The sequence below is a fragment of the Allobosea sp. Root381 genome (assembly GCF_001429395.1).
Lineage (GTDB): Bacteria > Pseudomonadota > Alphaproteobacteria > Rhizobiales > Beijerinckiaceae > Allobosea.
On sequence record NZ_LMJT01000011.1, the window covers coordinates 64,265 to 77,087 of the forward strand.

Annotated in this window: 10 protein-coding genes; 5 read left to right on the top strand and 5 right to left on the bottom strand. The window is 66.9% G+C overall.

Features of this window, described 5'->3' with window-relative positions; all coding sequences use genetic code 11:
• Positions 1–146 precede the first annotated feature (146 nt).
• Positions 147–2,249, top strand: a complete 2,103-nt coding sequence (gene recG, locus ASE63_RS11320; protein ID WP_056800991.1) for an ATP-dependent DNA helicase RecG — start codon at positions 147–149, stop codon at positions 2,247–2,249.
• Between the two features lie 32 nt (positions 2,250–2,281).
• Here the strand turns inward: recG and ASE63_RS11325 are convergent, their stop codons facing one another.
• Positions 2,282–2,680: a RidA family protein gene (locus tag ASE63_RS11325; protein ID WP_056800992.1), complete on the bottom strand. Its 399-nt coding sequence runs from the start codon at positions 2,678–2,680 to the stop codon at positions 2,282–2,284.
• Between the two features lie 143 nt (positions 2,681–2,823).
• Here ASE63_RS11325 and ASE63_RS11330 point away from each other — a divergent pair, with 143 nt between their 5' ends.
• A complete protein-coding gene (locus ASE63_RS11330) occupies positions 2,824–3,699 on the top strand; it encodes a LysR family transcriptional regulator (protein WP_244491374.1) in 876 nt (291 codons plus the stop codon).
• Between the two features lie 41 nt (positions 3,700–3,740).
• On the opposite strand, the gene ASE63_RS11335 is transcribed toward ASE63_RS11330, so the two are convergent.
• The gene (locus ASE63_RS11335; RefSeq protein ID WP_056800994.1) at positions 3,741–4,445 is read right to left on the bottom strand and encodes a DUF502 domain-containing protein; all 705 of its coding nucleotides are present in this window, start codon (positions 4,443–4,445) and stop codon (positions 3,741–3,743) included.
• 184 nt (positions 4,446–4,629) lie between these two features.
• On the opposite strand from ASE63_RS11335, the gene ASE63_RS11340 reads away from it, so the two are divergent.
• Positions 4,630–5,007: a YbaN family protein gene (locus tag ASE63_RS11340; RefSeq protein WP_056800995.1), complete on the top strand. Its 378-nt coding sequence runs from the start codon at positions 4,630–4,632 to the stop codon at positions 5,005–5,007.
• A gap of 15 nt (positions 5,008–5,022) precedes the next feature.
• Here the strand turns inward: ASE63_RS11340 and glmS are convergent, their stop codons facing one another.
• On the bottom strand, positions 5,023–6,849 hold the full coding sequence (glmS, locus tag ASE63_RS11345) for a glutamine--fructose-6-phosphate transaminase (isomerizing) (protein WP_056800998.1): 1,827 nt from the start codon (positions 6,847–6,849) through the stop codon (positions 5,023–5,025).
• Between the two features lie 114 nt (positions 6,850–6,963).
• The gene (gene glmU / locus ASE63_RS11350; RefSeq protein WP_056801048.1) at positions 6,964–8,328 is read right to left on the bottom strand and encodes a bifunctional UDP-N-acetylglucosamine diphosphorylase/glucosamine-1-phosphate N-acetyltransferase GlmU; all 1,365 of its coding nucleotides are present in this window, start codon (positions 8,326–8,328) and stop codon (positions 6,964–6,966) included.
• Between the two features lie 281 nt (positions 8,329–8,609).
• Between glmU and ASE63_RS11355 the strand changes: the two genes are divergently transcribed.
• Both ASE63_RS11355 and mdoH read left to right on the top strand, forming a co-directional pair.
• Positions 8,610–10,172 carry a glucan biosynthesis protein gene (locus tag ASE63_RS11355; RefSeq protein ID WP_056801050.1) on the top strand — a complete coding sequence of 521 codons (1,563 nt, stop codon included), beginning with the start codon at positions 8,610–8,612 and terminating at the stop codon, positions 10,170–10,172.
• Entirely contained in the window at positions 10,160–12,343 is a 2,184-nt protein-coding gene (mdoH, locus tag ASE63_RS11360; protein ID WP_082609848.1) for a glucans biosynthesis glucosyltransferase MdoH, read from the top strand. The genes ASE63_RS11355 and mdoH overlap by 13 nt, the downstream gene beginning before the upstream one ends.
• 28 nt (positions 12,344–12,371) lie before the next feature.
• On the opposite strand, the gene ASE63_RS11365 is transcribed toward mdoH, so the two are convergent.
• A complete protein-coding gene (locus ASE63_RS11365; RefSeq protein ID WP_056801001.1) occupies positions 12,372–12,776 on the bottom strand; it encodes a DUF350 domain-containing protein in 405 nt (134 codons plus the stop codon).
• Between the last annotated feature and the right edge of the window lie 47 nt (positions 12,777–12,823).

A 12,823-nucleotide genomic window follows, 5' to 3' on the forward strand; every position in this document is an offset into this window, starting at 1 on the left:
GACTGAAAGCACGGGATGGCGCAATGACGAACGGGCCGGCCCCGTCGCGGAGCCTGCCGATGCAGGCTATATAGCCATCGCATCCCGCGGAGTCAGCGGCCTTGCGGCCGCAAATCTTCGCGCTCCTGACAAGACCCGGTGACTGCTTGCGCCCCTCCCTGCTCGATCCCCTGTTCGCTCCGGTCACGACGCTGCCAGGCGTCGGCCCCAAGACGGCCAAGGCGCTCGACAAGCTGCTGGGCGACGAGACCCGGCCGGCGCGCGTCGTCGACCTGTTGTTCCATCTGCCGACAGGCGCGATCGACCGGCGCCCCAGTCCCTCGATCGCCGATGCACCGATCGGCGGGGTGGCGACCTTCGCCGCGCGCGTGACCGAGCATCGCCCCGCGCCCACCAGCAAGGGCAAGGCGCCCTATCGCATCCTCGTCGAGGACGAGAGCGGCGACGTCACGCTCGTCTTCTTCCATGCCGATGTCCGCCATCTGCTGCAGACCATGCCTGTGGGTGCCTATCGCATCATCTCCGGCAAGCTCGAACTCTGGGAGGGCATGCGCCAGATGGTGCACCCCGACCGCGTCCTCGACCCCGCCCAGGCCGCGACCCTGCCCGCGATCGAGCCGGTCTATGGCATGACCGAGGGCGTCGGACCGCGGGTGATGACACGGATCGCCGCGGCAGCGGCCGAGAAATGCCCAGACCTCGCCGAATGGCAGGACCTGCCCTTCCTGGCGAAGGCCGGCTTCGCGCCCTTCGCAGAGGCGATGCAGGCGCTGCATCATCCGCCCGATCTTAAGGCGGTCGAAGGCGATACGGTGATGCGCCGACGCGTCGCCTATGACGAGTTGCTGGCGAGCCAGATCGCGCTCGCTCTGGTGCGTCGCCAGCAGAAGAAGATCGCCGGCCGCGCCACCAGCGGCGACGGGCGGATCAGGCGGTCCATCGAAGGCGCCCTGCCCTTCACGCTGACCGATGGCCAGCGGCAGGCGCTCGCGGACATCCATACGGATATGGAAAAGCCCGAGCGCATGCTGCGCCTCCTTCAGGGGGATGTCGGCTCGGGCAAGACCGTGGTCGCGCTGATGGCGATGGCGGCCGCCGCCGAGGCCGGCCGCCAATCGGTGCTGATGGCGCCGACCGAGATCCTGGCCCGCCAGCACGCCGAACGCCTGGCGCCGCTCGCCGAGAAGGCCGGGCTCAAGCTCGCCCTCCTCACCGGGCGCGAGAAGGGCGCCGGCCGGGCGCGTGTGCTCGAAGGACTGGCCAATGGCGAGATCACCATCGCCGTCGGCACCCATGCTCTGTTCCAGGAGGGCGTCGCCTTCCAGGACCTCGCGCTCGCGATCGTCGACGAGCAGCATCGCTTCGGCGTCCACCAGCGTCTCCTGCTCGGCTCCAAGGGCGAGGCGGTCGACGTGCTGGTGATGACCGCGACGCCGATCCCGCGCACGCTCTCACTGACCTGGTTCGGCGACATGGACATATCGGTGCTGTCGGAGAAGCCGGCCGGCCGCAAGCCGATCGCGACCAAGGCGATCTCGTCCGAGCGGCATGGCGAAGTCGTTGGAGCGGTCGGGCGCGCCGTGCAGTCGGGCGCGCAGGTCTACTGGGTCTGCCCGCTGGTGCAGGAATCCGACACGCTCGACGTCGCCGCCGCGCAGGAACGCTACGAAGGCCTGCGCGAACTCTTCGGCGACAAGGTCGGCCTCCTTCACGGCCAGATGCCTGGGCGCGACAAGGACGCCGCCATGGCGGCGTTCCTCGCCGGAGAGACGCGCATCCTGGTCTCGACGACCGTGATCGAGGTCGGTGTCGACGTGCCGAATGCCAGCGTGATGGTGATCGAGCATGCCGAGCGCTTCGGCCTTGCCCAGCTTCACCAGCTCCGCGGCCGGATCGGCCGCGGCTCTGCGGCCTCGACCTGCCTCCTGCTTTACAAGGGCCCGCTCGGCCCTGTCGCCGAGGCGCGACTGACGATCATGCGCGAGACCGAGGACGGCTTCCGCATCGCCGAGGAGGATCTGCGCCTGCGCGGCGAGGGCGAGGTGCTCGGCACCAAGCAGTCAGGCTCGCCGGACTGGCGCATCGCCCGGCCGGAGGTCGATGGCGACCTGCTGGCGGCGGCGCGCGACGACGCGCGCCTCCTAATCGAGCGCGATCCGCATCTCGACGGCGAGCGTGGCAAAGCCGTCCGGACCCTTCTCTACCTGTTCGAACGCGACGTCGCGATCCGGCTTTTGCGGGCGGGCTGAAGCCACGCTCAGTGCTACGCGCCCGTGCGGTTTTAGGCCGCCTCCGGGATGCGGGCGATCACCTTGAGCTCGAAATCGAAGCCGGCCAGCCAGGTCACGCCGACCGCGGTCCAGGTCGGATAGGGCGGATCGCCGATCTCCTCGGCTCTGATGGCCATGACCGTGTCGAACTGCGTCTGCGGGTCGGTGTGGAAGGAGATGACGTCGATGACGTCGTCGAAACTGGCGCCTGCCGCCGCCAGGACGGCACGAAGATTTGCGAACGCCCGGCGAACCTGGTCTTCGAACACCGGCTCGGGCGATCCATCCTCGCGGCTGCCGACCTGTCCGGAAATGAAGAGCAGGTCGCCGGATCTGATAGCGGCCGAATACTGATGGAGATCATAGAGGGCATGTCGATCGGCGGGAAAGATCGCGTCGCGTTTGGCCATGTCGGCTCCTTTGCGGGTTTGAGGACGACGCGGCGAGCGCCGTCTCCTCTTGCCGGCTGGAGATAGGGCTGCGACATTGTTCGGATAATGCTCGATGACCGACATGGCTTGATGCAAAATTGCCATCAGTAACCCGCCCTTCGTTGAGCGACCTGACCGCGTTCGTGACCGTCGCGACGCGACGCAACTTCCGGCGTGCAGCCAACGATCTCGGCACGGCGCCATCGACCTTGAGCCATGCCATGCGGGGTCTCGAGGAGCGCCTGGGCGTGCGTCTGCTCAACCGCACGACACGCAGCGTTTCACCGACGGAAGCGGGCTTCGAACTGCTCGCCCGCCTTCAGCCGGCGTTGGCGACCTTGGACCAGGCGCTCGACAGCGTCGCCGGCTTTCGCGGCCGCCCCTCCGGGACCGTTCGGATCAACGCGCCGCGGCTTGCAGCGGCACTCCTGGTGCGCGACATCCTGCCGGTCATGGCGGAGCGCTTTCCGGACGTCGTCGTCGATCTGGTCGTTGAAGGGAAGCTGATCGACATCGTCTCGGCCGGGTTCGACGCCGGTGTTCGCCTCGTCGAATCGATTCCGAGGGACATGATCGCCGTGGTCTTCGCCGACGCGGTCAGCTTCTTCTGCGTCGCATCACCGGACTATCTCGAACGCTTCGGCGAGCCGATGACGCCCGATGAACTGACGAAGCATCGCTGCATCGGCCACCGCGTACCAAACGGCAAGCTCTACCCATGGGAATTCGATCGGGCCGGCCGGCCGTTGATGGTCGACACGAGCGGGCCGGTCATCCTCGACGACGAGGAATTGATGGTAGAGGCCGCCATCAAGGGGCTCGGCATTGCCTATGTCGCCAGTCCAGCCGCCGATGCCGCGCTGGCAGCGGGGCACCTGCGTCGGCTTCTACCGGCCTGGACGCCAGCTCCCGAGAAAATCGCGATCTACTATCCCGGACACCGGGCGGTGCCACCCGCGCTGCGGGCTTTGCTCGACGTCATCAAGGCGGCGCGGTAACACCCCCGAAGGGGCGGTCGAGAACGCGGCCCCAGGCTGCGCTATCTGCCGGCTTGAGGCACTATGCGCGCCGCCACCTCTCCCGGCTGGATCAGCCCAGCCGACATGATCAGCTTGGCGCCGTCCTCGACCGAGATCGACAGTTCCACGACCTCGCGGCGCGGCAGGTAGAAAAAGAAGCCGGTCGTCGGGTTCGGAGTGCAGGGCAGGAAGACGCCGAGTTGCTGGTCGCTATCCGGCAGCTTGCCGGCGATCTCGGGGGCAGCCTCCTGCGCGATGAAGACGATCGACCACATGCCCGGCTGCGGGAACTGCACCATCCCGACCTTGCGAAAGGATGTTCCCGACTGAGAGAAGATCGTCTCGAAGACCTGCTTGATGCCCTTGTAGAGGCTGCGCACGACGGGCATGCGGCCGAGGATCGCCTCGCCGGCATTGACCAGCGAGCGGCCGACCAGATTGGCCGTGAGGAAGCCGAGCAGCATCAGCCCGATGATCCCGATGACCAGGCCGATTCCGGGAATGGGAAAGGGCAGATAGGCATCCGGCAGGTAGGAGTTGGGGATCAGCGGCTTCACCCAGCCGTCGATCAGGTTGACGAACCACCAGGTCACCGAAGCCGTGATCGCGAGCGGCGCGGCCAGCACCAGACCGGTGAAGAAATAGCGCCGCAGCCTTGTGCCGAAGCTCGGTCTCAAGAGGTCGGGTTGGATGATCAGCCGGGGGTCGAGCGGGCTCTGATTCATTCGAAATGTCCGATCCGGCTGGCCTCGCGCGGCCGCTTCACGAGCGTGATGCGACAGACGTGCCAGTCGCCCCGGCAGAATTCAAGGATTGCGGGACCTTTCGCCGTCTTGCAGCTTGAATAGATACGGTGTTTCGCTGCCGCTGGTGCAAAATCCAACACGAATCGGCACGGCGATCCAGGCGATGACGCGCGGCGTTAGACTATTTCGCCGCCCGCTGCTTTTCGCGGCCGGCTGGATCCTCACCGCGATCGGCGTGGTCGGGTTGATCCTGCCGTTGATGCCGGGCACGATCTTCCTCATCGCTGCGGCGTGGTGCTTCTCGCAATCCTCGCCGCGCTTCGAGGCCTGGCTGCTCGGCCATCCTCGGCTCGGCCCGCAGGTTCTACGCTGGCGCGAGCGGGGCGCCATCGCACGCAGGGTCAAGTACATCGCCTGCGGCTCGATGGCGCTGAGCTTCGCGATCCTGACCCGGACCGATGCGCCGCCCATCGCCCTATGGCTGAGCGGCGCCTGCCTACTGGCGGCGGCCGGCTATGTCGCGAGCCGGCCGGAGGCGTAAGCGAGGCCCACGGCCTCACTCGACCGTGACGGACTTCGCCAGGTTGCGGGGCTGATCGACGTCCTTACCCATGAAGACGGCGGTCTGGTAGGCGATCATCTGGATCGGCAGCGCGTAGGCGATGGGTGCGAAGGTCGGGTCCATCTCCGGCATGATGATCGTCGCCTCCGGCACGATGCCGCATTCGGCAGCGCCCTTTGCGTCGGTGATCAGGATGATGCGGCCGCCGCGGGCTGCAACCTCCTGCATGTTGGAGGCGGTCTTCTCGAACAGGGTATCATGCGGCGCGACGACGATCACCGGCATGGATTCGTCGATCAGCGCGATCGGGCCGTGCTTGAGCTCGCCCGCCGGATAGCCCTCGGCGTGGATATAGCTGATTTCCTTGAGCTTCAGCGCTCCCTCCAGCGCCAGTGGGAAGGAGGTGCCTCGGCCGAGATAGAGCACGTCGCTCGCCTTGGAGAGCTCGCGGGCGAGCTTCTCGATCTGCGGCTCGAGTTCGAGCGCCTTGGCGATTAGGCCCGGCAAGGCTATCAGGCTCTGGACGTGGCGTGCCTCCTCCCCGGCAGAGAGCGTGCCGCGCCCACGCGCCGCGGCGAGGGCCAGGCAGGCGAGCGCGGTGAGCTGGCAGGTGAAGGCCTTAGTGGAGGCGACGCCGATCTCGGGGCCGGCGAGCGTTGGCGCAACGGCGTCGCTCTCGCGCGCGATCGTCGAGGTTGGAACGTTGACGATGGAGAGTACCTTCTGCCGCTCCTGCCGGGCATAGCGCAAGCAGGCGAGCGTGTCGGCCGTCTCGCCCGACTGCGAAACGAACAGGGCAAGCCCGTTCTCCGGCAGCGGCGCCTCGCGATAACGGAACTCGGAGGCGACATCGATCTCGACCGGCAGGCGGGCGAGCTTCTCGAACCAGTATTTTGCCGTCAACCCGGCGTAATAAGCGGTGCCGCAAGCGGAAACGGACAGGCGCGAGAGCGACTTCCAGTCGACCGTGCCCTCGAAGGGCAGGCGAACAGTGCCGGTAGCCATGTCGAGATATTGCGTCAGCGTATGGCCGACGACCTCGGGCTGCTCGTAGATCTCCTTCGCCATGAAGTGGCGGTGATTGCCTTTCTCCACCAGGAAGGCCCCGGCTGCGACGCGCTGGGCCCGGCGCTCGACCGTGTTGTTGGCCTTGTCGTAGAAGGTCGCGCCCTTCCGGTTGAGCACGACCCAGTCGCCCTCCTCCAGATAAGCGATGAGATTGGTGAAGGGCGCCAGCGCCAGCGCATCCGAGCCGAGATACATCTCGCCATCGCCCACGCCGACCGCGAGAGGTGAGCCCTTGCGGGCGCCGATCAGCAGGTCCTCCTCGCCTTCGAACAGGAAGGCGAGCGCGAAAGCACCGTGGAGGCGCGGCAGGCTCGCGCCGACCGCGTCGACCGGCGTCAGGCCGCGGTCGAGCTCGCGGGTGACGAGATAGGCGACAATCTCGGTGTCGGTCTCCGTCTCGAAGACATAGCCGTCCGCCTGCAGTTCGGCGCGCAGCTCGCGGAAATTCTCGATGATGCCGTTATGGACGACGGCGAGCTTGGCGGTCGCATGCGGATGCGCATTGGTCTCGTTGGGCTTGCCATGGGTGGCCCAGCGGGTGTGGCCGATGCCGATCAACCCTTCGAGAGGCTCGCTGGAGAGGCGCACCTCGAGATTCCTGAGCTTGCCTTCGGCACGGCGACGGGTGAGCTGGCCCCGCTCCAGCGTCGCGACGCCGGCGGAATCATAGCCGCGATATTCGAGCCGCCTGAGCGCCTCGACGACCTGGGTCGCGACCGCTTCCTTGCCCAGTATCCCGACGATGCCGCACATGCGAGAACCTCTTCAGACGTTGCCGTTGCGAGCCGGCATAGCGGGCCGGCTCGACGAAGCAAAATCACTCTAAATGTCGAACTATGAACGCGGGCCTGCGCGAACGGCGCGGTTTCAGGGCTTCTTGGCCGCGGCCTTCCGCGCCTGCGAGGCTTCGCGGAAGGCGTGCGCCCAGCCTTCCTTGGTGACCTGACGGCCGCGCCCAACCGCGAGCGAATCCGGCGCGACGTCCTCGGTGATGACCGAGCCGGAGCCGATGAAGGCACCGTCCCCGATCGTGACGGGCGCGACCAGCGAGGAATTCGAGCCGACGAAGGCGCCGGCCCCGATCATCGTGCGATACTTGAAGAAACCGTCGTAATTGCAGGTAATTGTTCCGGCTCCGATATTGGCGTTGGCACCCACGGTGGCATCGCCGATATAGGTCAGGTGATTGATCTTGGCGCCGGCGCCGATCTCGGCAGCCTTCACCTCGACGAAATTGCCGACCCGGGCCTTGGCGGCGAGCCGCGCGCCCGGTCGCAGACGGCCATAGGGCCCCACCGACGCCCCCGGGCCGATCTCGGCGCCCTCCAGATGCGAGAAGGCGTGAATCACAGCGCCATCGGCGACGCTGACGCCAGGACCAAAGACGACATGCGGCTCGATCACCACGTCGCGGCCGATAAGCGTATCGTGACTGAAGAAGACCGTCTCGGGCGCCGTCAGCGTCGCGCCTTCCGCCATAACGGCGAGACGCTTGCGCCGCTGGAACTCGGCTTCCGCCGAAGCGAGCTGGATGCGGTCGTTGATGCCCTGGACCTCGCTCTCCGGCGCTGTCAGCGCGCCTGTGGCCAGCCCGCGCGAGCGCGCGACCGCAACCGCGTCGGTCAGGTAGAACTCGGACTGGGCGTTGTCGTTGCCGATCGCATCCAGCAACGACAGCGCCTGCTTGCCATCGAGCGCCATCATGCCGGCATTGCAGAGGCGGATCTCGCGCTGTTCCGGCGTCGCATCCTTGTGTTCGACGATGGCCTCGAGTTCGCCGTCGCGCGTAACGAGCCGGCCATAGCCTGACGGGTCGCGGGCTTCGAAGCCGAGCGCGACGACGGCCTTGCCGCCGGAGAGCGCGGCACGCAGCGCGCCGAATGTCTCGGGGCGGAGCAGCGGCGTGTCGGCGAAGGCGAGGATGACATCGTCGTAGCCCACTGCCAGCGCCTCACGCGCCGCCAACGCCGCATGGGCTGTGCCGCGCCGCTCGGCCTGGATCGCGATCTGCGCATTTGGAAGCAGCGCCTGCGCCTCGCGCGCGACCTCCGGCCGATCGGGGCTGGTGACGACGACCACGGCATCCGCGCCGGCCTCGGACAGCGATGCCAGCGCATGCGCGAGCAGCGAGCGGCCACCGACCTCATGCAGAACCTTCGGCCGCCCGGATTTCATCCGTGTCCCCTCGCCCGCTGCGAGGAGAATCGCGAGGCAGGACCGGCCGGACTGCATTTCCGTCATGATTGTCGTTTCCTTTGCGGCGAATGGCTGGCCGCGCGGCGCCGAACGCGGGCGCTGGCGGTTGGTGCCGCGCGGAGCCTCGCAGGTGCCGTCGATAGACGATTCGGCCGGCATTCGCCAAAGTCAACATGGTAGCCGCCTCGTCCGGCTGAGACCAGCACAAGGAGACGAGCGATCCGCTACGAATTAGCGATACTGCCGCTTTTCAGATCACGGCGAAATGCTCTAGAAGCGCGAGTGGGCGAGGGTAGCGCCCGCTGATGTTGGATATGATGTCGAAACCCTTGAATCGTCGGCAGTTTCTCGAAGCCTCCGGCGGCGCGGCGGCAGCCTCGCTGATCGCGGCCGGCGCAGCCCATGCGCAGACGCTCTCGCCGACCGCAGCGATCAACCAAGCCTTCCTTTTCGAAGGGAAACAGTTCGACGCTTCGCTGGTGGTGGATGCTGCGCGCATCCTGGCGCAGCGCCCGGTCGTGCCGCAGGTCGCGACCGATCTGCCCGACGGCTATGCCACCCTGCCTTTCGACCAATATTCCGGCATCCGGGCGCAGCCGAACGCCCTGATCTGGGCTGGCGATAACCGCGGCTTCACGGTCGAGCCGCTGCATCGCGGTTATGTCTTCGCGAATCCGGTGAGCCTTTTCACGGTCGAGGACCAGACGGTGCGGCGTGTCGCCTTCGACCGCAGCAAGTTCGACTACGGGCGTGTGACGCCGCCGCCGGCCAATGTCGACCTGCAGTTCTCGGGCATGCGGATCGCCACCGGGCTGGAACGACCCTTCGAGGTCGCGACCTTCCAGGGCGCGACATTCTTCCGGTCGCTGGCGCGGGGGCAGAATTTCGGAGCGATCGCGCGCGCCCTGATCCTACGGCCGGGCGAAACGCGCGGCGAAGAGATCCCATTCTTCCGCGCCTTCTGGATCGAGCGGCCGACCCCCGCCTCCGGCCTGCTCGTGATTCACGCCCTGCTCGATTCCGAGAGCCTGACGGGCGCGGTCCGGATGACGCTGCGCCCGGGCGACGTCACGCTGATCGATGTCGAGATGACGCTGTTCGCGCGCCAGGCGCTCGACCATGTCGGCTTCGGCTGCACCATGGGCACCTTCCTTTCGGGCCCGCAAAGCCGGCGCACCTTCGACGATGTGCGGCCGGCCGTTCACGAGGTTTCCGGTGTGCAGATGCGCTCCGGCACCGGCGAATGGATCTACCGGCCGGTCAGCAACCCGGCGACCCTGCAGGTTTCCTCCTTCGTCGACAACAACCCCAAGGGCTTCGGCCTCGTCCAGCGCGAGCGCGACCCCACCGCCTTCATGGATGACGACCAGCGCTTCGAGCTGCGGCCGAGCGTCTGGATGGAACCGCTGGGCGAATGGGCAGCCGGTTCAGTTCAGCTCATCGAGATTCCCAGCGAATCCGACGCCAACGACAACATCATCATGTATTGGCGGCCGCGCCAGCCGCTCGCGGCCGGCAGCGAAACGGCGGTCGCCTATCGCCAGGCCTGGTGCTGGCAGCCGCCGGAGCGACCGGGCCTCGCCCTCACCACGCGCGTGCGCCAGGGACGGGGCACGCAGACGCGGCGGCGCCGCTTCATCGTGGACTTCACCGGCGACAAGCTGGCGGATCCCGCCATGGTCGCCTCGACCCGCGCCAACATCACGACGCAACCGGGCCAGATCCACAATGTCCGGCTCTGGCCCTTCCCCGAGCGCAAGCTGATGCGGGTCGGCTTCGAGGTCGATCCCGGCACGGAAACGCTTTGCGAGCTCAGGCTCGTGCTGGAGTCCGGCGGGCAGCCGGTTTCCGAAACCTGGTTGAACCGATGGACGTGGTAACCGCGATCCGCCCCGACGAGTCCGCACCGCGGACGCGATCCTCCATGGCGGCGCACGAACCTGCGACTCCGCCCGAAAGCCGGCTGGTCATGCCGGTGCAGTCGTTCCGAAGCTGGAGCGCGTCCGACCGGAGGAAGCCGGTCGCGCCGCAAAGCTGGACGACGCCCTGGCTGAAGCGGCTCTTCGTCTTCGGCGGCGGGCTGGTGCTGACGGCTTACGGCGCCTGGGAAATGTACAATGTCGTGTCGGTCAGCCGCACGACATCCCTCCAGTACGTGCTGCTCGTGCTGTTCACGATCAACTTCTCCTGGATCGCGCTCGCCTTCACCAGCGCGGTGCTCGGCTTCTTCGGGCTCCTGTTCGGCAAGAGCCGTTCGGAACGCGTCGAGGCGCTGAAGCACCGCACCGTCGTGGTCATGCCGATCTACAACGAGTCGACGGCGCGCACTTTCGCGGCGCTGGCGGCGATTCGCGAATCAGTCGAGGCAACCGGGCTCGGCGACCATTTCGACTACTTCATCGTGTCGGACACGACGAACCCGGATGTCTGGGTCGCCGAGGAGCGGGCCTTCCTGGCGCTGCGCGAGCGGCTCGGCCCGGATTCGCGGGTCTACTATCGGCATCGTCCCAAGAACCATCACCGCAAAGCCGGCAACATCGCCGATTTCGTGACGCGCTGGGGCGGCCATTACGAGCACATGGTCGTGCTCGACGCCGACAGCCTGATGACCGGCACCTGCATCGTGCGCCTTGCCGCGGCGATGGAGGCCGATCCCGATTCCGGCATCATCCAGTCGCTGCCGCTGATCATCAACCGCAACACCTTTTTCGCCCGACTGCAGCAGTTCGCGGCGAGGGTCTACGGGCCGGTGATCGCGACGGGGCTCGCGATGTGGTCCGGCCGCGACGGCAATTACTGGGGCCATAACGCGATCATCCGCACCAAGGCCTTCGCCGACCATTGCGGCCTGCCCGATCTCAAGGGCAAGCCGCCCTTCGGCGGCCATGTGCTCAGCCATGACTTCGTCGAGGCCGCGTTGATCCGGCGCGCCGGCTGGTCGGTCTACATGCTGCCGGACCTGATCGGGTCCTATGAGGAAAGCCCGCCCTCGCTGATCGACGTCTCGGTGCGCGACCGGCGCTGGTGCCAGGGCAACCTGCAGCATTCGCGGGTGATCGGCGCCAAGGGCTTCGTGATGCCGACGCGCCAGCATTTCGCGACGGGCATCATGGGCTATCTGGCCTCGCCCTTCTGGCTGCTGCAACTCGTCGTCGGTATCCTGATCGTGCTCCAGGTCAGCTATGCGCGGCCGGAGTACTTCACCCAGGAATTCACGCTGTTTCCGGTCTGGCCGCGCTTCGACCCCGAACGCGCCTTGAACCTGTTCGCGTTGACCATGGCGATTCTGCTCGCGCCCAAGCTCTTCGGGCTGCTGCTGACGCTGTTCAACGGCAAGCTGCGCCGGGCCGGAGGCGGCGCGATCCGCCTCGTGACCTCGGCCCTGATCGAGGTCCTGTTCTCGGCCTTCTTCGCGCCGATCATGATGCTCATCCAATCGGGATCGGTGTTCCAGATCCTGCTCGGGCGCGACACTGGCTGGAATCCGCAACGCCGCGACGATGGCTCGATTCCGCTGAAGGACATCATCCGCCGCCACCGTACCCATACCGTACTCGGGGTGGTGACGGGCCTGTCGGCCTTCATGATCGCGACCTCGCTGTTCGCCTGGATGTCGCCCACCATCGTCGGCCTCGTGCTCGCGATCCCGCTGTCATGGGCATCGGGCCAGCTTGCGATCGGGCTTTGGCTCAAGCGGCACAAGCTCCTGGTGACGCCCGAAGAAGGCGAGCCGCCGGCCGTGGCGCTACGCGCCAATGCCCTTCAGGCCGAGTTCGACGAGGCCGGCTTCGACGATGCCGACGGCCTGAGGGCCCTGCATGCCGATCCGGCACTGCGCGAGGCGCATGAAGCGATGCTGCCGGCGAATGCTCCACGCCGTCGCGGCGAGATCGAGCCCGACCGTGCCGTGGCACAGGCCAAGCTGGTCGACGCCGAGACCATCGACGACGCGGCTATCTGGCTGAAGCCGAAGGAGCGCATGGTCGTGCTGCACGACCGCGCCATGGTGGCGCTTCTGGCCTCCCTGCCCGGCCCGCGCGCCGCCGACTGAAGCCTACTGCGGACGCCCGGCGTTTTATTCAGAAACTCATCGCGGCGGCGTTGATCACGCCGGCCGCCAGCGAGGCCGCGCCGAGGAACAGCGCGGCGGCGAGTTCGCCAGCCGCGATTCGAGCCGAAAGATTGGGCAGGACCAGCCTGACCAGCGCATAGACGATCAATTGCACGACGATGGCGACCGCCCCCCAGATCACGAGATCGGGAATGGTGTTGGCGTGAACGACCGCGCTCGAGAGTGGCAGCGCGAAACCCGTCAGGCTTAGCCCGAGAGACAGCGCCGCCGCGATGTTGTTCTGCCGGATCAGGCCGAACTCGTTATGCGAGGTCGCCAGTGTGTAGACCAGCAGGTAGAGCCCGACCAGGACCAGAGATACCGAGAAGAACAGGAGGAAATCGGGTAGCTTGAGCAGCGCCTGCGCGATCATGGTCGTCTCGAATCCCCCTGAAGCATAGACCCGAAAAGCGCCGCGCG

What these genes read in the sequence shown, in the direction of transcription:
- ASE63_RS11340 (WP_056800995.1), top strand. Translation starts at nt 4,630, where the DNA reads ATGACGCGCGGCGTTAGACTATTTCGCCGCCCGCTGCTTTTCGCGGCC.
- ASE63_RS11355 (WP_056801050.1), top strand. Translation starts at nt 8,610, where the DNA reads ATGTCGAAACCCTTGAATCGTCGGCAGTTTCTCGAAGCCTCCGGCGGC.
- glmS (WP_056800998.1), bottom strand. Translation starts at nt 6,849, where the DNA reads ATGTGCGGCATCGTCGGGATACTGGGCAAGGAAGCGGTCGCGACCCAG.
- mdoH (WP_082609848.1), top strand. Translation starts at nt 10,160, where the DNA reads ATGGACGTGGTAACCGCGATCCGCCCCGACGAGTCCGCACCGCGGACG.
- ASE63_RS11365 (WP_056801001.1), bottom strand. Translation starts at nt 12,776, where the DNA reads ATGATCGCGCAGGCGCTGCTCAAGCTACCCGATTTCCTCCTGTTCTTC.
- ASE63_RS11335 (WP_056800994.1), bottom strand. Translation starts at nt 4,445, where the DNA reads ATGAATCAGAGCCCGCTCGACCCCCGGCTGATCATCCAACCCGACCTC.
- ASE63_RS11325 (WP_056800992.1), bottom strand. Translation starts at nt 2,680, where the DNA reads ATGGCCAAACGCGACGCGATCTTTCCCGCCGATCGACATGCCCTCTAT.
- glmU (WP_056801048.1), bottom strand. Translation starts at nt 8,328, where the DNA reads ATGCAGTCCGGCCGGTCCTGCCTCGCGATTCTCCTCGCAGCGGGCGAG.